The sequence below is a fragment of the Streptomyces sp. KMM 9044 genome (assembly GCF_024701375.2).
Taxonomy (GTDB): Bacteria; Actinomycetota; Actinomycetes; order Streptomycetales; family Streptomycetaceae; genus Streptomyces.
The window spans coordinates 6,467,653-6,490,398 of record NZ_CP113910.1 but is presented as its reverse complement, the minus strand read 5'-3'; the positions used below and the strand labels follow the sequence as shown (position 1 = coordinate 6,490,398).

The 22,746-nt window shown below is 70.2% G+C and carries 18 protein-coding genes, 3 pseudogenes and 1 riboswitch; of the genes and pseudogenes, 5 read left to right on the top strand and 16 right to left on the bottom strand.

Going from position 1 to position 22,746, the window contains the following annotated elements; translation table 11 throughout:
* Positions 1-101: 101 nt before the first annotated feature.
* A pseudogene (locus HUV60_RS29315) lies at positions 102-913 on the top strand (PhzF family phenazine biosynthesis protein); the annotation flags it as partial.
* A 274-nt stretch (positions 914-1,187) separates the two neighbouring features.
* On the opposite strand, the pseudogene HUV60_RS29310 reads toward HUV60_RS29315, so the two are convergent.
* The 4 genes and pseudogenes from HUV60_RS29310 to HUV60_RS29295 form a co-directional block, all read right to left on the bottom strand.
* Positions 1,188-2,079 (bottom strand): annotated as a pseudogene (locus HUV60_RS29310) (transposase); the annotation flags it as partial.
* 148 nt (positions 2,080-2,227) lie between these two features.
* Positions 2,228-3,008, bottom strand: a pseudogene (locus HUV60_RS29305) (transposase); the annotation flags it as partial.
* Positions 3,009-3,151: 143 nt separating this feature from the next.
* Positions 3,152-3,952 carry a CPBP family intramembrane glutamic endopeptidase gene (locus tag HUV60_RS29300; RefSeq protein ID WP_257851464.1) on the bottom strand — a complete coding sequence of 267 codons (801 nt, stop codon included), beginning with the start codon at positions 3,950-3,952 and terminating at the stop codon, positions 3,152-3,154.
* Between the two features lie 146 nt (positions 3,953-4,098).
* The gene (locus HUV60_RS29295; protein WP_257851465.1) at positions 4,099-5,616 is read right to left on the bottom strand and encodes a glutamate-cysteine ligase family protein; all 1,518 of its coding nucleotides are present in this window, start codon (positions 5,614-5,616) and stop codon (positions 4,099-4,101) included.
* A gap of 556 nt (positions 5,617-6,172) precedes the next feature.
* Here HUV60_RS29295 and HUV60_RS29290 point away from each other — a divergent pair.
* Both HUV60_RS29290 and HUV60_RS29285 read left to right on the top strand, forming a co-directional pair.
* A complete protein-coding gene (locus tag HUV60_RS29290) occupies positions 6,173-6,757 on the top strand; it encodes a hypothetical protein (protein WP_257851466.1) in 585 nt (194 codons plus the stop codon).
* Positions 6,758-7,147: 390 nt separating this feature from the next.
* Entirely contained in the window at positions 7,148-7,354 is a 207-nt protein-coding gene (locus HUV60_RS29285; protein WP_331462027.1) for a DUF5999 family protein, read from the top strand.
* 115 nt (positions 7,355-7,469) lie between these two features.
* Here the strand turns inward: HUV60_RS29285 and HUV60_RS29280 are convergent, their stop codons facing one another.
* From HUV60_RS29280 to HUV60_RS29270, 3 genes are all read right to left on the bottom strand, one after another.
* Positions 7,470-8,234 carry a carbohydrate ABC transporter permease gene (locus HUV60_RS29280; RefSeq protein ID WP_257851792.1) on the bottom strand — a complete coding sequence of 255 codons (765 nt, stop codon included), beginning with the start codon at positions 8,232-8,234 and terminating at the stop codon, positions 7,470-7,472.
* Between the two features lie 194 nt (positions 8,235-8,428).
* Positions 8,429-9,427 carry a carbohydrate ABC transporter permease gene (locus tag HUV60_RS29275; RefSeq protein ID WP_257851468.1) on the bottom strand — a complete coding sequence of 333 codons (999 nt, stop codon included), beginning with the start codon at positions 9,425-9,427 and terminating at the stop codon, positions 8,429-8,431.
* Positions 9,428-9,433: 6 nt separating this feature from the next.
* Complete coding sequence (locus HUV60_RS29270) at positions 9,434-10,726, bottom strand: extracellular solute-binding protein (RefSeq protein ID WP_257851469.1); 1,293 nt, start codon at positions 10,724-10,726, stop codon at positions 9,434-9,436.
* Positions 10,727-11,239: 513 nt separating this feature from the next.
* On the opposite strand from HUV60_RS29270, the gene HUV60_RS29265 reads away from it, so the two are divergent.
* Positions 11,240-11,635, top strand: coding sequence for a TOBE domain-containing protein (locus tag HUV60_RS29265; RefSeq protein WP_257851470.1), 396 nt, complete (start codon positions 11,240-11,242; stop codon positions 11,633-11,635).
* Positions 11,636-11,796: 161 nt separating this feature from the next.
* Here HUV60_RS29265 and gcvP read toward each other — a convergent pair whose 3' ends face one another.
* Positions 11,797-14,682 carry an aminomethyl-transferring glycine dehydrogenase gene (gene gcvP, locus HUV60_RS29260; RefSeq protein WP_257851474.1) on the bottom strand — a complete coding sequence of 962 codons (2,886 nt, stop codon included), beginning with the start codon at positions 14,680-14,682 and terminating at the stop codon, positions 11,797-11,799.
* Positions 14,683-14,853: 171 nt separating this feature from the next.
* A riboswitch (glycine riboswitch) is annotated at positions 14,854-14,950 on the bottom strand.
* A gap of 120 nt (positions 14,951-15,070) precedes the next feature.
* Here gcvP and HUV60_RS29255 point away from each other — a divergent pair.
* Positions 15,071-15,445, top strand: coding sequence for a PRC-barrel domain-containing protein (locus HUV60_RS29255; RefSeq protein ID WP_257851476.1), 375 nt, complete (start codon positions 15,071-15,073; stop codon positions 15,443-15,445).
* Between the two features lie 106 nt (positions 15,446-15,551).
* Here the strand turns inward: HUV60_RS29255 and HUV60_RS29250 are convergent, their stop codons facing one another.
* The 8 genes from HUV60_RS29250 to HUV60_RS29215 form a co-directional block, all read right to left on the bottom strand.
* Positions 15,552-17,048, bottom strand: coding sequence for a DNA polymerase IV (locus tag HUV60_RS29250; RefSeq protein WP_257851477.1), 1,497 nt, complete (start codon positions 17,046-17,048; stop codon positions 15,552-15,554).
* A 108-nt stretch (positions 17,049-17,156) separates the two neighbouring features.
* A complete protein-coding gene (locus HUV60_RS29245) occupies positions 17,157-17,843 on the bottom strand; it encodes a MerR family transcriptional regulator (RefSeq protein WP_257851478.1) in 687 nt (228 codons plus the stop codon).
* Between the two features lie 217 nt (positions 17,844-18,060).
* Entirely contained in the window at positions 18,061-18,534 is a 474-nt protein-coding gene (locus HUV60_RS29240) for a bifunctional nuclease family protein (RefSeq protein WP_003988851.1), read from the bottom strand.
* A gap of 83 nt (positions 18,535-18,617) precedes the next feature.
* Entirely contained in the window at positions 18,618-19,361 is a 744-nt protein-coding gene (ftsR, locus tag HUV60_RS29235) for a transcriptional regulator FtsR (RefSeq protein ID WP_257851486.1), read from the bottom strand.
* A gap of 46 nt (positions 19,362-19,407) precedes the next feature.
* Positions 19,408-20,355: a zinc-ribbon and FHA domain-containing protein gene (locus HUV60_RS29230; protein ID WP_257851487.1), complete on the bottom strand. Its 948-nt coding sequence runs from the start codon at positions 20,353-20,355 to the stop codon at positions 19,408-19,410.
* Positions 20,356-20,416: 61 nt separating this feature from the next.
* Positions 20,417-21,370 carry a DUF881 domain-containing protein gene (locus tag HUV60_RS29225; protein ID WP_443047553.1) on the bottom strand — a complete coding sequence of 318 codons (954 nt, stop codon included), beginning with the start codon at positions 21,368-21,370 and terminating at the stop codon, positions 20,417-20,419.
* 59 nt (positions 21,371-21,429) lie between these two features.
* Complete coding sequence (locus HUV60_RS29220; protein WP_030808725.1) at positions 21,430-21,762, bottom strand: small basic family protein; 333 nt, start codon at positions 21,760-21,762, stop codon at positions 21,430-21,432.
* Entirely contained in the window at positions 21,759-22,676 is a 918-nt protein-coding gene (locus HUV60_RS29215; RefSeq protein WP_257851490.1) for a DUF881 domain-containing protein, read from the bottom strand. Before HUV60_RS29215 ends, HUV60_RS29220 begins: the two co-directional genes overlap by 4 nt.
* Positions 22,677-22,746 lie beyond the last annotated feature (70 nt).

Below are 22,746 nucleotides of genomic sequence, written 5' to 3'. Positions count from 1 at the left end.
TGGGCAAGGCAACCTCTGCCGCAGGGACGGCCGCACAATCCGGGCCGGCACCTCTGGATTGGCCTTGGTCTGCGGCTTCACCGACGTCCTGCCGTCAGGGGATGCGCATACGAGTCGTCGACGCCTTCACCGACCGGCCCTTCGCCGGAAACCCGGCCGGAGTCCTGCTCCTGGACACAGACGCCTTCCCGGACGACGGCTGGCTCCAGAACGTCGCCCTGAAGGTCAACCACGCCGAGACCGCCTTCGCGCACCCGCTGCCCGGGGGCAGGGGGCCGACTCGGCGCTGCGCTGGTTCACTCCCGCCGCCGAGGTGGCGATGTGCGGTCACGCGACCCTCGCCACCGCCCACGTCCTGCACACCACCGGCGCTCACAAGGGCCCCGTCCGGTTCTCCACCCGCAGTGGCGTTCTCGTCGCGGCGCCGGCCGAGGACGGATCCGTGACCATGGACTTCCCCACGGCCCCGCTCACCCCGCTCGACCTGCCCGAGGCGTTCGCCGAGACCTTGGGGGCCGAACCGCTCACGGCCTTCGACACCGGTCCGCTCGTCGGTGATCTGCTGGTCGAGGTCGCCGACGAGCGGACGGCCCACGCCCTGCGGCCCGACCTCAGAACCCTCGGCGCCCGCTCCGCGCGCGGCGTCATCGCCACCGTCCGCGCGGAGAACCCCTCCCTGGGCCACGACTTCGTCTCCCGGTGCTTCTTCCCGAACGTCGGTATCGACGAGGATCCCGTCACCGGCAGCGCTCACACCGCGCTGGCCCCCTACTGGGCCGAGCGCCTGGGCCGCACCGCTCTCACCGGCCTGCAGGCCTCACCCCGCTCGGGCCGCGTGCGTACGGAGCTGCGCGGCGAGCGCACCCTGCTGGGCGGACGGGCGGTGACCGTCATCGAAGGCGAACTGCTGAGCGCCGCCCTGCCGGGCGGCGGGATCGCGGGCGGCGGCGGACCCTCGGACCAGGGCCTGTCCGGTGGGTCGAGTCGGAGGTGACCGGCGGCGTCCGTCCAGCTGGGTCGAGGAGGGTGTCGGCGCGATGGGGGTGCCCGCGCTCGAGCGCAGCCGGGAGCGGGGGAGCCGGCAACCGACGACAACGCCGATGGGGGCGCCCCCTGCTCGAAGGGCCCGCAGCGGTCGCGGACGCTGTTGGTTGATTCGGGTCTTGTTGCTTCGCCCCGCCGACTTGGTCGGCGGGGCGAAGTGCTGCGAAGTGGCGGGTGCGAGTGCGAGTGCGGGTGCGTGTGCGGGCTCGTGGTCGTCCGGTGAGGTGGGTGTCAGTGCGGGCGAGGTTGATCGCGGCGCCGGTCAGCTGGTGCTGGAGGCTGGTCTTCGCCAGGCCGCGGTAGCGGGATCTGCGCAGGCCGCAGCGCCCGACGCCTTGGGAGATGGTGCCTTCGACGCCGGCGCGGACCTTGTAGCGGTCTTTCCGGTCATCGGTCATCGGTCTGCTGGAGAGCGCGGGTGCGTTGAAGGGCCTGGTGCTCGTCGTGCTGCCGCAGAGTGAGTTCCCTGCGCTCGGCCTTGGGTGAGCTGACGCAGTCTCGCAGTGCGGGGCAATGGCGGCAGTCGGCGGGAGAAAATCTGACCCGGATCACGGGAAGCTGCTGCTGAGAGCTGCGCAGAGCCCGCTGGGTGCTGACAGCTCCGTTCGGGCAAGTGACGTACTGCTGGTCCCAGTCGATGGTGAAGGCGTCCTGGCCGTAGCCGCCGCCGTTCTTCACCTGGGCAACGGTGACTTCCTGGAGAGGTCCGTGCAGCTCGATGCCGTGGGCACGGCGGGCGGCCGCGGTCTGGGCGGCGGTGGCGTATCCGGTGTCGACCCGGTGTCCGCCGGGCAGGCAGTCCCGTCCGGCCAGGCCGTTGTGGATCTTCTCGCCCGTCACGCTGTCGGGGACGGTAGCGACGGTGGTGGCCACGTTCGTGATCGGATGCGGGGTGTCCGGGTCACAGGTCCCGGTCAAATGGGTCTTGTATCCGTCCCAGAGGATGTCGCGCTTCTTGCTCCCCCTGGCTTCGGGGCCATGGGGCGTGACCAGGCGCTTAGCGCCCGGCGGGCGGTCTTTGGGGTCCCGCCGACTCTGCCGCTCGATTACGGAGAGTGACGCCGGCCTGTCGGCGGGGCGCAGGGAAAGGGCCTCGCGGGGAGGCGGTCCGGCGCCCCGGCCGGCCCCTCTCGGATGCGGTGCGTGACCCTCCCTCGAATCGAGCAGCAGAGTCCCGCTACCGCACCTCGCCCCCAGCCAGGTGGAAGTGCTGGACCCACATCTGCCGCAGGATCTCCCCCGCTCCAGCTCGCGGAGTCCGGCCGGTGCCCGGGGCGAGAAGACGGCGTCAAGCAGCTGCATACCGTCCGTCCCGATCCGTCGGCCGACCTCCTCCCGCTTCGTGTGGGCCTTGGGGAACCGGGAATCCCCGGCCCGGGTGGTGTAATGCCGGAACCCGTCCGGCCCGGCGATCCCGGCCAGCCAGTCGGGGGCAGCCTGCGCGAGCGTGTTCAACGCCGAACGCAGCGTCTCCGCGACCATCTCCAGCCAGCACAGCTCCCGTGCCGCGGACTGCACATGCGTGGAGTCCGTACGAGCCCGACCGGCGGTCTTGAGCAGCGCCCTCTCCCGAGCGGCGGCCAGGATGCCGTCCAGCACCCGCCTGCCCGCCCCCGCTTCGATGAGCCTGTCCCGGAACTCCGACAGCACCGAGAAGTCGAAGCCCGGATCGGCCAGTTCCAACGCGAGGGCGTATTCGGAGTCGATCCTCGCCCGCACCGCCTCCGCGGCCTGCCGGTCGGTGAGCCCTTCGACGAACTGCAACACCAGCACCAACGCGAGGCGCCCCGGTGACCAGGAGGGCTTTCCCCGCGCCGGGAAGAGGTCCGCGAACTCCTCGTCGGTGAACAGCGGGCCCAGCTCGTCCCGGACACGGATCGCCAGCCCCCTTGGGGAACGCGGCCCTGGCCCCCCCGCACCGTCTCCCCCGGAATCTCCCCCGGCCCCTTCGGCTGCACAGACATCGACACCCACCCCATACGACAACGTCGAAGGCGTGCCGGGCCCCGCGTCTTCGGCATGATCCGCCGGGCAGGCCCCAAGCCGAGCCCGATACGACAACGGGGGCGTACGGCACCACGGCGCGCCCCCTTCCCCCCCCGGCCACTCATGCCGTAGGCAGCCAGTCCACCTTGCCCGCGAGCAGCGCGTACCCCACGAACGCCCCGATGTCGAGCAGCGTGTGCGCGACCACCAGGGGCCCCACCCGGCCCCAGCGGCGGTAGAGGTGGACGAACACCACGCCCATCACCATGTTGCCGATGAACCCGCCGATGCCCTGGTAGAGGTGGTACGAGCCGCGCAGTACCGAACTGGCCGCCATCGCGGCGCCCGGTGACCAGCCCAACTGCTCGAGCCGGCGCAGCAGATAGGCGAGGACGATGACCTCTTCGAGGATCGAGTTCTGCATCGCCGAGAGGATCAGCACGGGGAACTTCCACCACACCTCGGGCAGCGCCTCGGGTACCACGGTGAGGTTGAAGCCGAGGCCGCGCATGGCCAGGTAGAAGGCGATGCCGCTGCTGCCGATGGCCGCCGCGACCGCCGCCCCGCGGCCGAGGTCGGACCAGGGCCGGGTGCGGTTGAAGCCGAGGGTGCGCAGTCCCGCACCCTCGCGGATCAGGAAGTGGGCGACGAGCGCGACGGGGACGAGCGCGCTGGTGATCCCGAAGAGCTGCCAGGCCAGGTCGAGCCAGGGGCGTCCCGGTGCCGCCGAGCCGTTGAGGGTGGCCGCCTGGTCCTTCAGGCCGCCCGGCCGGGTGACCGAGCCGACGAAACTGATCAGCGCGGACACCGCGCTCGCGCCGAGCGACACCGCGAGCACGAGCAGCGTCTCGTCGCGGAGCGTCTTCCGCGTGAGCCGCCGCTGAGGATACACACCGGCCTCCGGCCCCGCCTCCGCCTGCACACCTGCCTCCACATCACCGAGCTGTCCGACCGGTTCAGTATGAAGGCACCGGTGGAGCGCCCGGCGGGCGGTCCTCGGCCGCCGGTCCCGCGGCCGGCCGTCCTTCCGGCTGTCCAGGATCGTCCGCCTCGAGCCCCGCCCGGGGCTCAGTCCGCGGATACCGGCTCCGGGAGCCCCATGGGCCAGGTGTGCACGGGATCGCCCCGTAGCATCAGCTCACGGTAGCGCCGGGTGGTGGCCGCCAGTGCTGCCTCCCGGGACAGGCCTCCGTCCAGCGCCCGGTGGAAGGTCGCTGCCTGCCAGCTCGCCCCGTTCTGCCGACGCCGGCAGCGCTCCTCGATCACGCCGAGGTACAGGTCCCGGTCCGCGGATTCGATGCCCCACGCGTCCAGTCCCGCCTCGGCCAGCGGCAGCAGTTCGTCGCGTACGAGGGTGACTGCATCCACCTCGGCCGTACCTCCGTAGCGCCCGCGCCGGGGCCAGGTGAAGCGGGCGTCGATGCCGTGCCGGCAGGCGGCGTCGAAGTTGGCGGCGGCGGCCTCGAAGGGCAGCCGGGTCCACACGGGGCGGCTGTCCTCGGCGAGGGCGCGGACCAGACCGTAGTAGAACGCCGCGTTGGCGACCACGTCGACGACGGTGGGGCCGGCGGGCAGGACCCGGTTCTCCACCCGTAGGTGGGGCACGCCGTCGGCGACATCGTAGACCGGGCGGTTCCAGCGGTAGACCGTGCCGTTGTGCAGGACGAGTTCCGCGAGCGAGGGGGTGCCGCCCCGGTCCAGCACGTCGAGCGGATCCTCGTCGTCGCAGATCGGCAGGAGTGCCGGGTAGTAACGCAGATTCTCCTCGAAGAGGTCGAACGCCGAGTCGACCCAGCGCTCGCCGAACCAGGTGCGCGGCCGTACTCCCTGTACCTGGAGCTCGGGCGGACGGGTGTCGGTGGACTGCTGGAACAGCGGCGGCCGGGACTCGCGCCACAGTTCACGTCCGAACAGGAAGGGTGAGTTGGCGCCGACGGCGATCTGTGCGGCGGCAACCGCCTGGGCCGCGTTCCACGCGTCGGCGAAGCGTGCCGGGGTGACCTGGAGGTGCAGTTGGACCGACGTGCAGGCTGCCTCCGGCGCGATGGACCTGGAAGTACAGCTGAGACGTTCCACCCCCTCGATGTCGAGGGTGAAGTCCTCCCCCCGGGCGGCCACGATCTGGTCGTTGAGCAGGGTGTAGCGATCAACGGCGGAGAGGTTCGAGGAGACCAGGTCGTCGCGGTCCAGCGTCGGCAGAATGCCGATCATCACGATTCCCGCGTCCACCTCGGCGGCTTTCCGGTCCGCGTACGCGAGGGAGGTGCGCAGTTCCTCGGCGAGCCGGTCGAATACCCGGCCGTCCAAACGGTGTGGGGCAATGTTGACTTCCAGGTTGAACATGGCGAGTTCTGTTTGGAAGTCGCGGCTCGCAATCCGTTCGAGGACTTGCCCATTCAACATTTTCGGCATGCCGTCGGCGCCCGTGAGATTCAATTCGATCTCCAGCCCCATCAGGTTCCTGGGGCGGTCGAACCGCTTCTCCGCCAGGAGTCGCTCCAAGCCCGTCAGACACCTGTGGAGCTTGTCGCGGTAGCGCTGGCGATCGGACAGGTCGAACCCGCCTGCCACTACCTTCTCCCCCATCGAAGCGTCCTCCTCGTCGAATGGGCGACCCGATGACCGGCCGCCGGGGTTCTGGTCCACAGAGGAGGATGCCCAGCGGATGCGATCGATAACGCCCCGAACTGCCCTGTCGGCCGCTACGCTGGCCGAGGGTAACCAGTGGCACATTCACGCGGCATGGCCGATGGTGCACGTCACAAGGCGACGGCGAACTCATGAAAAGCGCCGACGACAATAGGCCTACCACGGTGCGGCCATTTGTCGAGGTCATCGCCGCGCCCCCGGCCGGGAATCGGGATGATTCCCCCGTTTCATCGTCCAAAATTACCCTTGTTTCGCGGTTCGGAAACGGCTAGCTGAAACATGGCCCGAACACGCGTCGTATAAACTCCGTGGACAAGGCAGAAGGTTGGCGCCCACGGTCGAGTGATCCAGCCGACGAGGTGACGTGCGGCCACTCCTCACCCCCACCTCTCGCACTCGGACCCCCGGCCCCTGCCTTCCGGCCTTCGCGAGCTGACAGCGCCGTCCGTCCCGCCCTCGCGCCACTGTGCCTTCGAATGAGAGGCGACCCACCATGCCCCTGCATGTCCCCCCGGCCCCCGCGCCCGCACTGCGTTCCGTCCTGACCGCGCTCTCCTCCCCCACCGCGGTCAGCGAGGCCCGAACCCCCTCCCTCCTCGGTGCCGAGGGGTCTGCTTCACCAGAACTTCCTCTGCCCGTACACGTCCTGGACCGGGTCACCGCCGAGGGCGTGTCCGCGACGCGGCTGGCCGGCTGGCGCTTCCTGATCCGCTGCGGCGACCGGGCGGTGGCCGCGGCGGACACCGTGCTCACTCCCGACGGCTGGGCCTTCTCGCGCTTCTTCGAAGGCCCCTACATCACCTCCACCGAACTGGCCCTGCGTCAGGCCGAGGCCCTGCCACAGCCGTACCAGCCCCGGCTGCTGTCGGTGCCCGGCCTCTACATGCTGGCCCTCTGGCTGCACGGCGACCGCACCGCGGACGGTGCCACCGGCCATCCGGCCGCCACCGACCTGCTCGTCCCCCTCGCCCCGGCGCCGCCGGGCATCGCGGCCCACCGGCCGCACCGGGCCGCCGAACTGCTCCCGGTGCTGACCCATCGGGTCGCACCCGACCGGCTGCTCGGCTCACCCGCCTGACACCTGCCCCGCCTCGCGCGCGCCCTTCCGTGCCCCGCCGCCGGACCACCGACGGCGGGGGACGCGCATGCCACGAGGAGGACCGAGACGGCCCAAGCACCCGGAGCAACCAGGACCACGGACCGGACTAGCCTCATCCGGCTACACCAAACCACCCGAAGTGACGGTGCCGTTGAGGTGAACCGTCCGCCCGGGTGATGCGTCATCAACCTGTGAGGAGGAGGTGCCGCGAAATTCCTGCGGATCGCCCTCCAAAGGGCAACACTGGTTTCCGACCGGCCTGTCTCGACGGGCCTATCACCACGGGGGGCGGCCATGAACGAAGCTTCACGCCGCGGAACTGAAACGACAGCCAGCCCACAGGTCACGCCAGAGCGAAAGATCCCATCCATGTGCCAGCACCAGTCACCGTGCCCCTCAGCCGATTCCGCCGACCGGGAGTCCGCCCGTCTCGTGGCGCACCATCCGGAGCAGGGCTGGAGCCTGCTGTGCAACGGTGTCGTGCTCTTCGAGGACACCGGCGAGCTCCTGCCCGACGGCAGCTGCATCGCTCCGCAGCGCCCCCGGGACGCCGTCCAGATGATGACCACCGCCTAGGGCGGAGCAGGCCCGCCAGCGGAACATCAGAGGCCGGACCGCGGGACTTCCGCGAACCGACCCCGACACGCATCCAGGGTTCGTCACACCGCGCGACACCCCACCCATGCATACGTCACCCCTTGGTCGCGCCCGCGGTCAGGCCGCCGACGAGCTGGCGCTCGGCGACCGAGTAGAAGGCGAGCGCGGGAACCATCGCCAGGACCAGATAAGCGAAGACCCGCGCGGTGTCCGCGGAGTACTGGCCCTGGAACTGCTGGACACCGATGGGGATCGTCCACCAGGTGTCGTCGGTGAACACCAGCAGCGGCAGGAAGAAGTTGTTCCAGCTGGTGACCACGGCGAGCACCGAGACGGTGCCCAGCGCGGGCCGTGCCATCGGCAGCAGCACCCGCCAGAAGAAGCCGAACGGACTACAGCCGTCGAGTGTGGCCGCCTCCTCCAGCTCTCCCGGGATCTGCCGGAAGAATCCGCGCAGGATGATGATCGTCATCGGCAGGCCGAAGGCGGCCTGCGGGAGGATCACGCCGAGCGGGTTGTCCAGCAGGCCCATGGAGCGCAGCAGCAGGAACAGCGGCAGCGCGGCCACCGCGAACGGGAACATCAACCCCATCGTGAACAGTGTGAACAGCACCTCCCGTCCCCGGAAGGCGAACCGGGCGAAGGAGAACGCCGCCAGCGCGGACACCGCGACCGCGATCAGGGCCGTGGCAATCGCGATCAGGGTGCTGTTGCCGACCAACCTCCAGAAGTCACCGGAGGCCAGGATGCCGGTGTAGTTGGCGCCGACCCACGGGTCGGGCAGTCCGACGGGGTTGCCGGAGAGTTGGTCGGTGGACTTGAACCCGGAGAGCACGGCGTAGAGCAGGGGTACCGCCATCACCGCGCCGACGGCGATCAGGACGAGATGCAGGGGCAGGGTCCGGAGAGAACGCCGGCGCGGAGGCCGGGGCACGGCCCCGGCCCCGGTCCCTGAACCGGACACGGAGCCGGCCCCGGCCCCTCCCACGGACGTGTCCAGGGGCACCTGTGCGGACGCGGACGCGCCGAGAGACGAATTTCTCTGAGGGAGCGTCACTTTCCGCCTCCGCGCATGGTCGTGGTCGCCCCTTCGAGGTCCCGGCGCAGCACGAAGCGCTGGTAGGCGAGGGCGAAGACGAGACTGATGCCGAACATGACCACACTGATCGCGCTGGCGTAGCCCACCTGGTAGCGCTTGAAGCCGTACTGGAACATGGTCACGGCCATGGTCTCGGAGTGGTGGTCGGGACCACCCTGGGTGATCACCCACACCAGGTCGAACAGCTGGATGGCGCCGATCACCGACAGGAAGATACTGATGCGCAGGGTCGGGGCCAGCAGCGGCAGGGTGACCTTGCGGAAGCGCTGCCAGGGACCCGTGCCGTCGATCAGCGCCGCCTCGGTCAACTCCTTGGGTATGGACTGGAGTCCGGCCAGGTAGAGCATCATATGGAAGCCGAAGTACTTCCAGGTCATGACCAGGAAGAGGGTCGCCATCACCATGTCGGGATCGGCGAACCACTCCCCGCCGAGGCCCTCCAGCCCCACCTTGCCCAGGAGTTCGTCGGCGAGTCCCTCACCCGGGGCGAAGATCATCGCGAACAGCACGCCGGTGATGGCCTCGGACAGCACGTACGGGGCGAAGAACAGCATGCGGTACACCGCCCGGCCGCGTACCCTCTGGTTCAGCGCCACGGCCAGAGCCAGCGCGAACGGCAGCTGGAGGACCAGCGACAGGGCGACCAGCAGGAGGCAGCGCCACAGGTCGCCCAGGAACACGGGGTCCTGGAACAGCCGGACGAAGTTGTCGCCGCCGACGAAGTCGGACGGCATGCCGAAGCCGCCCCACCGGAAGAAGGCGGCGTACACGGCGAACAGGATCGGCAGCAGTACCAGGACGCCGAACAGCACCAGCGCGGGCACCTGGAAGCCGACCGCGGTGAGCCAGTGCCGCGCGCGGCGGCGTCGGCGGCCACGCGCGTCAAAGGTGGGCGGGGGCGGGGGATCGGTTTCGGGGCCGGTCCTCTTGTCCGGCAGGAACGTGGAGGCCATCGCCGGCTACTGCTCTTCCTTCGCCGTCTTCGTGATGGACTCGGCGGCCTGCCCGGGCGACTTGGAGCCGGCGATGAGCGCGCCGACGGAGGCGTTGATCTCCTGGCCGAGGGCGGGGGCGTAGGCCTGGTCGAGGTAGAGCTGGAAGCCGGTGCTGCCCTTGAGCTGTTGCTGCACGGCCTGGAGGTTGGGGTCGGTCAGCGCCGCCTCCGCGGCGGGGACGACCGGCAGCACACCGGTCTCCTCGACCAGTTCGCGGTCCGTCGCCTCGGAGGCGAAGAACTCCAGGAAGTCGACGGCTGCCTGCGGCGCGCCCCGGCGCAGCGCGTGCCCGCCGCCCCCTCCGAACACCTCGGTGATAGCGCCCTTCCCGCCCTCGACGGCCGGGAACGGGAAGAACCCGAGGTCGTCCCCGAGGCCCTTGCCCGCGTCGGCCTCGACGACGGGAGCCCACTGGCCCATCAGTTCCATGGCCGCCTTGCCGTTGCCGACGGCGGCGGCCTGGCCGGTGGGGGTGGAGTAGGAGGCGCCGAGGAATCCCTTCTGGAACGGTTCCAGGTCGACGAGGTCCTTGAGGTGCTCTCCGGCCTGGACGAAACCGGGGCCGGTGAAGTCGTTGTCCTCGTCGGCCCTCGCGAGCGCGTCGATGCCGACGGTGCGCATCGCGAGGTACGCCCAGTAGTACATGCCGGTCCAGGCCTCCTTGCCGGCCAGGGCGATCGGCGTGACCTCGGCGGCCTTCAGCTTGCTCACCGCGCCCAGGAAGTCGCTCCAGGTGGTCGGCGGCTCGGCGATGCCGGCCTTCTGGAAGAGCGCCTTGTTGTACCAGAAGCCGACCATGCCGATGTCGAACGGGATGCCGTACAGCTTGTCGTCGAGGAGATAGGGCTCCTTGGCGACCGGCAGCAGCCCGTCGGCGAACGCCTTGGTGGAGCCGGTGAGGTCCTCGACGAGCCCTGCATCGACCTGCTGCTTGAGTACGCCACCGCCCCAGGTGTGGAAGATGTCCGGCAGCTTCCCGGATGCGGTCAGCGCGGTCATCTTGGACTTGTAGGCGTCGTTCTCGAGCTGCACGATCTTTATCTTGACCGTGGGGTTCTGCTGCTCGAACTTTCGGGCGAGAGCGGCCCAGACATCCTTTGTCGGCTGGGTGGTGGAGATGTTCCACCACTCGATCGTGGTCGTCCCCGACGACCCTCCCTCCGAGTCGCCACCACACGCGCTCAGTGCTGTGATGCCCAGGCCGGCCGCGGCGGAGGCCGCCAGGAAGCCGCGGCGGGACAGTGCCGGGTCGCCCATGTCATGCGCTCCTTGGAGTCTGGGGCGGACATCTCCCTACCCACCCACCGATTCGAAAGATTCGGAAGAGGTCCGGAAACATGCGTTGTTGCCGCACCCTAGAGACAGCCGACAAACGGTGGCAACCCCTTGTACGCGGTGAATCTGCCGCCACCCTTCACCGCACACGCCGCGGCGGTCGCGCACCGGGGCCGCGCCGCCCGTTTCCACCATCCCCGGAAAGGCGACACTCCCGCCGACCGGCCGGTCCGGCACAATCCCTCCGCACCAACGGCGCCTCGGACCACGGCGCGACCGGGGAGCCGGTTCGAAACGGCCGATCACGGCGCGGCGACGACCACCGAGCACACCGGGCCGCGCCGCATCAGTTCCACCCGGACGTACGAAACTTTCGGATCATGCCGCGAACCTTACGCGCGGATTCGACGAACCTGATGATCGGAGGGCGCCACGGCCGCTCCCCTCATCGCCCCCGCACCGTCCGGCTCCACCTCCCGCCCTATCGTGATCGGCATGCAGTCCTACACGATCGGCCAGGCAGCGCGGCTGCTCGGCGTCAGCCCGGACACCGCCCGCCGCTGGGCGGACGCGGGCCGGGTCACCACCCACCGCGACGAAGGCGGCCGGCGGCTCATCGACGGGCAGGACCTGGCGGCGTTCTCGGTCGACCTCGCGAAGGCCGGCGCGACCGAGGAGGGCACGCCGTACACCTCGACGCGCAACGCCTTCCCCGGCATCGTCACCGCGATCAAGCTCGGCGACGTGGCCGCCCAGGTCGAGATCCAGGCGGGCCCGCACCGACTGGTCTCGCTGCTGACCCGCGAGGCCGTCGAGGAACTCGGGCTGGAGGTCGGCATGGAGGCCACCGCCCGGGTGAAGTCGACAAACGTCCATATCGACCGCATCTGACACGCGGAAGCGGTCCCGGTCCCGCCCAGGCTCCGGCCCGGTCCCACAGGGCAGGCGGGAGGTACGGACGGAGGTACGGCGAAGGGCTCTGCTTCGGCCGGCCGAAGCAGAGCCCTTCCACTCCCCGGTAGGAGGTTTTCCCGCAGGTTTCTCCCGCCGCGTCAGTCCTCGTACGCCTCGAGCGGCGGGCAGGAGCACACCAGGTTGCGGTCGCCGAAGGCCTGGTCGACGCGGCGGACCGGCGGCCAGTACTTGTCGGTGGCGCTCACTCCGGTCGGGAAGACGGCTTCCTGACGGCTGTAGGCGTGCTCCCACTCCCCGCCGAGCGCGGCGGCGGTGTGCGGGGCGTTGCGCAGGGGGTTGTCGTCCGCGGGCCACTCACCGGAGCCGACCTTCTCGATCTCCGCGCGAATCGCGATCATCGTCTCGCAGAACCGGTCGAGTTCGGCCAGGTCCTCGGACTCGGTCGGCTCGATCATCAACGTCCCGGCCACGGGGAACGACATCGTCGGCGCGTGGAAGCCGTAGTCGATCAGCCGCTTGGCCACGTCGTCCACGCTCACGCCGGTCGCCTTGGTCAGGGGTCGCAGGTCGATGATGCACTCGTGCGCGACCAGCCCGCCGGGACCGGCGTACAGCACCGGATAGTGCGGCTCGAGGCGCTTGGCGATGTAGTTGGCGCTGAGTACCGCTACCTGGGTGGCCCGCTTGAGCCCTTCGCCGCCCATCAGCCGGACGTACGCCCACGAGATGGGCAGGATTCCCGCAGAGCCCCACGGCGCCGCCGAGATGGGCCCGATCCCGGTCTCCGGCCCCGCCTCGGGCTGCAGCGGATGGTTGGGCAGGTACGGCGCCAGATGCGCCCGCACGCCGACCGGGCCGACGCCGGGACCACCGCCGCCGTGCGGGATGCAGAAGGTCTTGTGCAGGTTCAGGTGCGAGACGTCCCCGCCGAAGTGTCCGGGCTTGGCCAGCCCGACCAGCGCGTTGAGGTTCGCGCCGTCCACGTACACCTGGCCGCCGGCCTCGTGCACGGCCGCGCAGATGTCGGCGACATGCTCCTCGAACACACCGTGCGTGGAGGGGTAGGTGATCATCAGCACCGACAGCTCGTCGCGGTACCGCTCGATCTTCGCGCGCAGGTCGTCGATGTCGACCTCGCCGTCCTCTGCGGTCTTCACGACGACGACCTTCATGCCGGCCATGACGGCGCTGGCGGCGTTGGTTCCGTGCGCGGAGGACGGGATGAGGCAGACGGTGCGCTGCTCGTCGCCGTTGGCCCGGTGGTAGCCGCGCACGGCGAGCATCCCGGCCAGTTCGCCCTGGGAGCCCGCATTGGGCTGGAGGCTCACCCGGTCGTAGCCGGTGACCTCCGCGAGCCGGTCCTCCAGCTCGCGGATGAGGGTGAGGTAACCCTGGGCCTGCCCGGCCGGCGCGAAGGGATGCAACTGCCCGAACTCGGGCCAGGTGACGGGCTCCATCTCCGCGGTCGCGTTGAGCTTCATGGTGCAGGAGCCCAGCGGGATCATGCCGCGGTCCAGCGCGTAGTCGCGGTCGGCGAGCCTGCGCAGGTAGCGCAGCATCGCCGTCTCGGAGCGATGCTGGTGAAAGACGGGGTGCGTCAGGTACTCGTCGGTGCGCAGCAGGGCGTCCGGCAGGGCGTTGCGCGCGGCCGCGTCCAGGGACTCGACGTCACCCTCGAGGCCGAAGGCGCTCCACACTGCGGCGAGCCGGTCGCGCGTGGTGGTCTCGTCGCAGGCGATCGAGACGAGGTCGGCGTCGACGCGGTGCAGGTTGACGCCGTTGTCCCGGGCGGCGGCCACGACCTCGGCGGCCCGCCGGGGGACCCGTACGGTCAGCGTGTCGAAGTAGGCTGCGTGGACGATCTCCACGCCGCCGGCCCGCAGTCCCTCGGCGAGGACCGTCGCATAGCGGTGGGTGCGCCACGCGATGGTCCGCAGCCCCTCGGGGCCGTGGTGCACGGCGTACATGCCGGCCATGACGGCGAGCAGCACCTGGGCGGTACAGATGTTGCTGGTGGCCTTCTCACGGCGGATGTGCTGTTCACGGGTCTGGAGGGCGAGCCGGTAGGCCTTGTGCCCGTCCGCGTCGACGGAGACGCCGACGAGCCGGCCGGGCAGACTGCGCGCCATCTTTTCCTGCACGGCCATGTATCCGGCGTGCGGTCCGCCGAAGCCCATCGGCACTCCGAAGCGCTGTGTCGTGCCGACGGCGATGTCCGCGCCGAGTTCGCCGGGGGACCTCAGCAGCGTGAGGGCGAGCAGATCGGCGGCCACGGTGACGAGCGCGCCCAGCTCGTGCGCCTGGTCGATCACCGGTTTGATGTCGCGTACGGCACCGGAGGCGCCCGGGTACTGGACCAGCACGCCGTTGATCTCGCGCTCGGCCACCTCGGCGGGGATGCCCTCGCTCAGGTCGGCGACCACGACCTCGACGCCGGCCGGCTCGGCCCGGGTCTCGATGACGGCGACGGTCTGCGGCAGCGCGTCCGCGTCGACCAGGAACAGGCCCCTCTTGTTCCTGCCCATGCGGCGCGACAGGGCCATCGCCTCGGCGGCCGCGGTGCCCTCGTCGAGCAGGGAGGCACCGGAGGTCGGCAGGCCGGTGAGCTCGGCGACCATGGTCTGGAAGTTCAGCAGCGCTTCGAGCCGTCCCTGCGAGATCTCCGGCTGGTACGGCGTGTACGCCGTGTACCAGGCGGGGTTCTCCATCACGTTCCGCAGGATGACGGGCGGCGTGAAGGTCCCGTAGTACCCCAGCCCGATCATGGAGCCGAGCACCTCGTTGCGGTCGGCCAGCGATCGCAGTTCGTCCAGCGTTTCGGGCTCGGTCCGGGCATCCGGCAGGTCCAGCGCGTCAGCGTTCTTGATCACATCCGGGACCGCGGCGGCCGTCAGCTCGTCGAGCGAGCCGTAGCCGACCTGCGCGAGCATCTTGGCGCGGGCCTCGTGGTCGGGGCCGATGTGACGCCGCTCGAAGGGCGTTCCCTGTTCGAGCTCGGAGAGGGGAATGCGATGGACGGTCATGTGCGGAGGCCTCCTGGTCTGACGACCTTCGAGGGGCACCGTGACGGGTGCCCGGACGGCCTCCCCCTCTGTCATCTCAACCTGAGAGCTTCACCGGCTGCCCGGGGCAGCCGGCTTTCACCGTCGGTGAGAGCGGAAACCGTGGACACCCGCTCTGCTTTCCAGAGTGACCTCGTCCATGCGGTACGTGGGCCTGAGAGATTCCGGGGAGGATTTGCTCCTTCGGCGCCCTCCGGTGGCGCCTGGAGGACTCTCCCGCACGGGGTCAGCAGCCGCTGCCAGCGTACCAGCGAGGGCAAGATCCGGACGTTCGAGTGGCCGACGCGCCGATTGTGCCGTTTTGTAGTGCTGACGAGTGGTGTGCGGAATTGCGACCAGTGGAGGGCCCGTGCAGACCGACATCGATCCGCGCAACCTGATCGGCCGCAAGGCATTCGACCGCAACGGCACCCGGATCGGCACGATCGACGAGGTCTATCTCGACGACGCCACCGGCGTGCCGGAGTGGGCGGCGATACGCACCGGCCTGTTCAGCAGGGACGCCTTCGTTCCTCTGGAGCCGAGCGAGCTGATCGACGGCGGCCTCCACATTCCCTTCGAACGCGCCCTGATCAAGGACGCCCCCGACTTCGGCGTGGGCCGTCACCTCTCCCCGGAGCAGGAGCTCCAGCTCTACCACCACTACGGCCTGGACATCGCCGCCCCTCCCCCGCTCCCGGACCACGACTTCGGCAAACTCGCCGGCAGCGACGACTCAGCCTGACGCCCTCCGTGGCACCCACGTGCCGTTGCTGCCCCGCCCTCCGGCCTCTGCGGGCACAATCCGCACGGTCCTCGTCACTGTTCCACGTCCGGGGCAGCCCTGGGTCCTACCCTCCCGAGAGCCCTGGATCCGGTACACCGGCCGCTGCCTCTTGGCTGCCCCGGACCTCCCGGCCGCCCTGGCCGCCCTCAGCGTGCCGACCGTCGCCGGCCCGACCGTCCTTGTTGCTCGGGCCGTCCGCGCTCTCCCTGTCGTCCCGAGGTCTTCTCTCCACCAACGGCAGCGGATCCGCGGGGTGCAGGGCCGGGTCCCCGGTCCGGAAGGTCCGCACCCGCCCCGGCACCGACCCGGGCGTCTCGAACCGCACGGTGACCCTCCCCAGGCCACTGCCCTGGACCCACCCATGGCCGTACTCACTGTGCCGTACGTCGTGCCCGGCAGGCCAGCGCCGCTCGGCGTCCGCCTGCTGCTGTTCCTCCGAGGGTGCGGCCGCCCCCGCCTCCTCGCCCAGCAGCTCCTTCTCCCGCTCCCCCGCCGCCTGTGCGAACAGGTCCTCCTGCGTGTAGTCCGCGAGCCCGCTGACCCCCACGCCCAGCAGCCGCACGCCGCCCGTCGTGTCGACCGAGTCCAGCAGCCGCGCCGCGGCCTCGCGCACCACCGCGGGATCGTCCGTGGGCCCTCGCAGGGTCTCGGAGCGGGTGAGCGTCGAGAAGTCGTACCGGCGCACCTTCAGCACGATGGTCCGGCCCGACAGCCCTGCCGTCCTCAGCCGGCGCACACAGCGGTCGGCGAGGCGCTGGACCTCCGTTCCGACCCGCACCCGGTCGTGGATGTCCACGTCGTAGGTGTCCTCGACCGACACCGACTTCGTCTCCCGCTCGGCCACCACGGATCGTTCGTCCCGCGCCAGGGACATGGCGTGCAGAGCGTGTCCGTGTGCCTTGCCGAGCAGGCGTACCAGCTCGGCCTCCCCCGCCTCGGCAAGTTCCCCGACCGTGTGGATCCCGGCACGCCGCAGGTGGTCACCGGTGGCCGGCCCGACACCCGGCAGAGTCCGGACCGGCAGTGGTGCCAGCAGGGCCCGCTCGGTCCCCGGCTCGATCAGCACCAGGCCGTCCGGCTTGGCCTGCTCCGAGGCGATCTTCGCCAGCATCTTGGAGGCCGCCAGCCCCACCGATCCGGTGAGCCCCGTAACCGCCCGGATGTCGGCGCGCAGCTTCGCCCCGGCAAGCCTCGCGGACCGCTCGTCCCCGGCCGCCCCCCCGGCCTCCAGATCCACGAACGCCTCGTCGAGACTCAACGGCTCCACCAACGGTGACAGCGCCCGCAGCAGACCCATCACCTGGTCACTGATCGACCGGTACAACGCGAAGCGGGGCACCAGATACGCCGCGTTCGGCGCGAGCCGCCGCGCCTGCGCCATGGGCAGCGCAGAGCGGACACCGAAGAACCGGGCCTCGTACGAGGCGGTGGCGACCACACCCCGCGGCCCGAGCCCGCCCACGACCACGGCCTTCCCGCGCAGGCTCGGCTTGGACGCCTGCTCCACCGAGGCGAAGAAGGCGTCCATGTCGAGGTGCAGGACGGTGGGCGCGGATCTCACAGCTCCGATGCTGCCCTACGCCACTGACAACGCCCCACCCCACGTGCCGCCGCCCCGTACCCACCGCACAGGAGCGCGGACGGGACGGGCCCCGTGCGGCGCAGCGGCTCATACGGCGCGGTTGCGCCGCCTTGCCAGCTCGTCCGTCGGGTTGGGGCCAATCAGCGTCTCTCCGGTGTCGATGCGCTCCCCGTGCAGCTGCGACAGCGCGCTCCCGACGTCCCGCCACACCACGCCCACGGCGATCCCGAAGACTCCCTGGCCGCCCTGGAGCAGGGCATGGACCTCGTCGGGCGTGGAGCACTCGTAGACCGTGGCGCCGTCGCTCATCAGCGTCATGCGCTCCAGGTCGTGAAAGCCCCCCTCCCGCAGGTGCCGGACGGTGGTCCGGATGTTCTGCAGCGAGACACCGGTGTCCAGGAACCTCTTGACGATCTTCAGGACGACAACGTCCCGAAAGCTGTACAGCCGCTGGGTCCCCGAACCATGGGCAGGCCGCACACTCGGCTCGACCAGTCCGGTGCGAGCCCAGTAATCCAGTTGCCGGTAGGTGATGCCGGCGGCCGCGCAGGCCGTGGGGCCGCGGTAGCCGATCTCCTCGGGCTCCATGGACGTCGTCGCCCCTCCGCTGCTCGGCACGGCCGCCGGTCGCTGCGGAGCAGGATCGGCCGGGCTGCCGTGATGGGCATACGCCCCGCTCGCGCGGAGCTGAGAGCCTGGGGGAGGGTACGGACCGCTCACCCCGAGACCATGTCCGGGGGCACCCCCAGCCGTACCGTCGCCGGTGCTTCTCACGCCGACCTCCGTCCTTGACCTGCCTCCTCGACGGTAGGCAGTCGCCAAGGGTGCGTCAACGATCGCCACACTCGGCACGCCGAGTGATAATCACCCTAAGAGTGGTTTCCCGTGCCCCACCGCGGGGAAAGGCTAGCCGAATACCCTCCGCACGGGCCGGGCAACGCTCTCACGCACCGGATCCCGAGCAGCGTTCCGGCGGAACGGCCGAAGCTCCTCACTGGCTGCTGGAGCCGAAGTCCTCCGGCGAGATCTGGTCGAGGAACTCGCGGAACTTCTCGACCTCGTCCTCCTGCTCGTCCGGGATGGCGATCCCCGCGTCGTCGAGCACCGTGTCGCTGCCGTAGATCGGCGTACCGGTGCGCAGCGCCAGCGCTATGGCGTCGGACGGCCGGGCGCTCACCTCGACACCGCTGGCGAAGACCAGCTCCGCGTAGAAGACCCCCTCACGCAGGTCCGTGATGCGCACTTCCGTGAGCTCTTGGCCGACAGCTTCCAGCACGTCCTTGAAGAGGTCGTGGGTCAGCGGGCGTGCGGGAGCCATACCCTGCTGGGCGAAGGCGATGGCCGTCGCCTCCCCCGGTCCGATCCAGATGGGGAGGTACCGGTCGCCTCCCACTTCACGCAGCAGCACGATCGGTTGGTTCGAGGGCATTTCGACCCGGACACCTACGACATCGAGCTCGTTCACACAGCAACCCTAGGCCGTGCCCGGGACGTTTGGGTAGTCGGGCCCGGATCGGACGGCCGATCCGGGCCTCCCCACTCGCCCTCTCAGGGCAGCCGCACCCCGAGCGCCGAGCTCACCAGCGCCGCGTGGAGCTTCGCCGTGAGACCGGCGAGCTCCTTCGTGCGCGCCTGCGCGTGCGCCCTGGTCTGCGGGTTGCGGTGACGCTTGAGCGGGGCGACGACCTGGTCGACCAGCCCGGCCTCCCGGTCGGCGGCGGCCTTCATCGCTCTCAGATGCCGCGGCTCGATCCCGAACCGCCCCAGCTCGGTGATGAGGCCGGCGACGGTGACCGCCTCGGCGTCGTACACCTCGTCCTCGACCGGCGCGAGCAGCCCGTACGACTCCCACTCCGCGAGCTGGCGCTGGTCGACGCCGGACGCCGCCAGCAGCTGCGCCCGCCCGATCCGGGCCACTGTGGCGAGCCGGTCGGCAACCGGCTCGGGACCGGCTTCCCCGTCCCGCTGCCGGGACAGTACCGGAAGGGGCACGGCCTCCCCGCGCTCCATGGCGTCCAGGTGCTCGCGGATCACCTTGAGCGGCAGATAGTGGTCCCGCTGCATCCTCAGGACGTGGCCGAGGCGCTCCACGTCCTCGGCGCTGAACTTGCGGTACCCCGAGGGGGCCCGCCGCGGCTCGATGAGCCCTTCCGACTCCAGGAAACGGATCTTGGAGATGGTGACTTCGGGGAACTCCTCGCGCAGCACGTTCAGCACCGTACCGATGCTCATCAGTCCAGTTTCCGCTGCGGCGATACCGTGCCCGGCACCGCCGCTCGGTGTGTGAAGCATGGACCTTCCCTGGGGTCAGGGTGCCCCGGACGGAGTCCGGGGAGGGTCAGTAGCCCCGCTGGCTCGCGTAGAAGACCAGTCGGTACTTGCCGATCTGCACCTCGTCACCGTTCGACACGCCGACCTGGTCGATCCGCTCACGGTTGACGTACGTGCCGTTCAGGCTGCCCACGTCGGCCACCGTGAACGAACCGTCCTGGCCGCGGCGGAACTCCACGTGCCGGCGGGAGACCGTCACGTCGTCCAGGAAGATGTCGCTCTGCGGGTGGCGGCCGGCCGTGGTCAGATCGCCGTCCAGCAGGAAACGGCTGCCCGAGTTCGGCCCGCGGCGTACGACCAGGAGCGCGGAACCCATCGGCAGCGCGTCGACAGCAGCCTGCGCCTCCGGGGACAGCGCCGGGACCTGCGTCTGGCCCGTGACCTCTGCGTCGTACGCCTCGAGACCGGAAATGGAGATGGTGGACGTCGTCTCGGAGGGGCGCTCCGGGACGGCTCCGGGCCTGAGCGGGGCGCCGCAGTTCGAACAGAAGCGACTGTTCTCCGCGTTGCGGTTACCGCACCTCGTACACACCAAGGCCGACATGGACGGATCCTCCTGCCCACCGGGGGCCTGGGACGCGTACGGGGCGGAAAACCCTCCACCCGTACCTGAGGCTGACGGTTGCCCGAAACCTATGCCGCTCGACTGCGCAGGGTCAACCGACGGCGCGCCCTGGCCTCCCGCAACGTTCTCCCCGGGACCACCGACCTGATCCCGGTACAGCGGACGCGACGCCTCCGCGTCGGGCTGTGCGCGATGACGAGCGGTCGCGTTGGCGCGGCCTTCTCGCGCGCTCTTGCCGAACAACTTCCCAAACAACTTCACGGGCGATTCCCCTTGACCGAAACAGACCCGCCCGTGGGGCAGGACGAACCCTGACTGAACACACTGGCCGACCCGGACATCCTCACAACGTCCGTATCCACCAGACAGTTTCCACCACGCACCACCCATTCGGTGCGCCGACCCCCCGCAACCTCCTGCTCTCGCCGGTCGCCCTCCATGCACCCCCGGTTCACTGCGAGGACGACCGAGCGTAGCCAGGCTGCTTCGCCGGTCGCAAGGCATCCACAACGATCTTGGTCGACCTCTCCACCAAGGCGGTGGCCTGTTCCTTCTCGAGAGTCTGCACCACTCCTCCAGGGATGTTGAGCGCCGGCTCGAGGTCCTGCGGCTTGCCGATGACCTTGAAACGATAGGGTGCGGTGATCTTGTTCCCGTCGACGCTCACTCCGTCGCCGGAATCCGACAGGTAGGTGCCCGCCACGACCCGTATGCCGTTCACCTGAATGGCCTCGGCGCCGGCCGCGCGCAGCTCCTGGACCGCGTCGAGCAGCATGTTCGACGCGACCATCCCCTTCGGGTCCTCGACGACCAGCGTGATGCCGGAGCCCTGTGCGGCGACCGTGCCCGCCAGAATGCCGAGCTGGCGTTCCCTCTCCAGCGTCTGCCGACGAGCCTCCTCGGCCTGGTCCGAGCTGTTCTCGAGCTCGTCGCGCTGCTCCTCGAGTCCCTGCTTCTCCTCCTCAAGACGCTCTGTGCGGTCGTCGAGTTCGTCGAGGATGCGGACGAGATCCTCCTGGCGGGCACCACGCAGGGCACTGTCGCCGTCGCTGTTCGAGGCCACCTGGACTGCCAGGCCGAAGCCGAGACCGAACAGCAGCAGGGCGACGATGAGTTGGGCCCGGGTGATCCGAGGCGGCCACAGGCTGTTCACCAGCCGCTGCCGTCCGGACAGCCCGGATCCGGGCCGATCCGGCGGCGTCTCCCCCTCCGGGGAGGCGGACTCCGCGGACGCATTCGCGGACGCGGGCACCTCGTCGGGCAGTTCCTTGCGGAACCCGCCGCCGGATGCCGCGACGGGACGCGGCGCGAGGGCAGGGCGCGGTGCCGGGGCAGGATGGGGCCGGGACACCTGACGGGCGCCGGGGGCCGCCGCGCGCGGTCCGGTCTGCGGCTCGGGCGTCATCCTGCCGCCCTGACGGGGGTCCTCGTGCTCGGGCTCGTGGTCCTGATCGCTCATCGGTCTCACGCCCGGAACACGTGCCGGCGGATTGCCGCGGCGTTGGAGAAGATCCGGATACCGAGCACGACCACCACGCCCGTGGACAGCTGGGCACCCACACCCAACTCGTCGCCGAGGAAGACGATCAGCGCGGCGACGACCACGTTCGACAGGAACGACACCACGAAGACCTTGTCGTCGAAGATGCCGTCGAGCATGGCCCGCAGCCCGCCGAAGACGGCGTCGAGCGCGGCCACGACGGCGATCGGCAGGTACGGCTCGACGACCGCCGGAACCTCGGGCCGGACCAACAGGCCGGCCACGACGCCCACGACGAGGCCCAGTACGGCGATCACGATGTGCCTTTCTCAGGTGCAGTCTCGGTTATCGGTTGTGCGGTTCGTACGATCACACTCGGTGCGGCGGGCAGCCGGAGGTCGTCCTCCACCGAGAGAGCCGTACGGATGCCGTAGTTCTCCTGCAGGGCATGCAGGTACAGCCCGTCCGAGCTGTTCTGGAACCGGCTGCTCAGCTCCTGGCCGTCCCCCACGGCGAAGACCGTGTACGGCGGTACCAGCGGCCTGTTGTCGACCAGTATCGCGTCCCCCGCGGCCCTGATCGCAGAAAGAGCGGTCAGCCGCTGCCCGTTGATGGAGATCGCCTCGGCTCCGGACTCCCACAGACCGTTGACCACGCGCTGCATGTCCCGGTCGCGGACCCGCCCGGTGTCGGAGAACCCGGTGGTCGACCTCGCGTCGCCGTCCCCGCCGCCGCTTGTGTCCTTGGCGTCGTTCACCACGAGCTTCACGCCGGGGCCGTGCACCGCGACGGCTCCCGCCAGGATGCCCACCAGGTCGGCACGGTCGCTCTCACCGCTCTGTCTGAGCGCCTCGCGCTGCCGCGCGCTCACGTCGGCACGGAGGGTGTCGATGCCGTCCTCGAGCTTGTCCGCCGCCTCGGTCTCCCGGTCGATCCTCTCGATCAGTTCCTCGCGCTCCTTGGCGACGACGGGAGCCTCCACTCTGGCCTGCGCGGCCCCGACGGTCACCACCAGGGCCGCGAGCACCAGACCGCCGGCAAGCCCCAGTTTCGCCCTGAGGGTCTTCGGCATACCTCCGTCCCCGTCGGCCTGCTTCCGCGCGGCAGCCTCGGCGTATCCCTCGTCGAGGCTGTGGTCCATCACGTTGGTGATCAACGACATGGACGCGTCCGGACGCGGTAGCCGCCGGGAGGTGGTCCGAACGGGGGGTTGCTGCGGCATGCCGCACATCGTCGCATGCCACGGGCGCTACCTCCGAACGGGCCTGCCGACGTGCCGGACAGGCCTCATCGGGGACGCC

Coding starts and splice junctions, on each gene's coding strand:
- HUV60_RS29290 (WP_257851466.1), top strand. CDS start 6,173: ATGCCCCTGCATGTCCCCCCGGCCCCCGCGCCCGCACTGCGTTCCGTC.
- HUV60_RS29280 (WP_257851792.1), bottom strand. CDS start 8,234: ATGGCGGTACCCCTGCTCTACGCCGTGCTCTCCGGGTTCAAGTCCACC.
- HUV60_RS29225 (WP_443047553.1), bottom strand. CDS start 21,370: ATGACGCCCGAGCCGCAGACCGGACCGCGCGCGGCGGCCCCCGGCGCC.
- HUV60_RS29295 (WP_257851465.1), bottom strand. CDS start 5,616: ATGGGGGAGAAGGTAGTGGCAGGCGGGTTCGACCTGTCCGATCGCCAG.
- gcvP (WP_257851474.1), bottom strand. CDS start 14,682: ATGACCGTCCATCGCATTCCCCTCTCCGAGCTCGAACAGGGAACGCCC.
- HUV60_RS29270 (WP_257851469.1), bottom strand. CDS start 10,726: ATGGGCGACCCGGCACTGTCCCGCCGCGGCTTCCTGGCGGCCTCCGCC.
- ftsR (WP_257851486.1), bottom strand. CDS start 19,361: ATGCTTCACACACCGAGCGGCGGTGCCGGGCACGGTATCGCCGCAGCG.
- HUV60_RS29275 (WP_257851468.1), bottom strand. CDS start 9,427: ATGGCCTCCACGTTCCTGCCGGACAAGAGGACCGGCCCCGAAACCGAT.
- HUV60_RS29285 (WP_331462027.1), top strand. CDS start 7,148: ATGTGCCAGCACCAGTCACCGTGCCCCTCAGCCGATTCCGCCGACCGG.
- HUV60_RS29265 (WP_257851470.1), top strand. CDS start 11,240: ATGCAGTCCTACACGATCGGCCAGGCAGCGCGGCTGCTCGGCGTCAGC.
- HUV60_RS29215 (WP_257851490.1), bottom strand. CDS start 22,676: ATGTGCGGCATGCCGCAGCAACCCCCCGTTCGGACCACCTCCCGGCGG.
- HUV60_RS29230 (WP_257851487.1), bottom strand. CDS start 20,355: ATGGGTGGTGCGTGGTGGAAACTGTCTGGTGGATACGGACGTTGTGAG.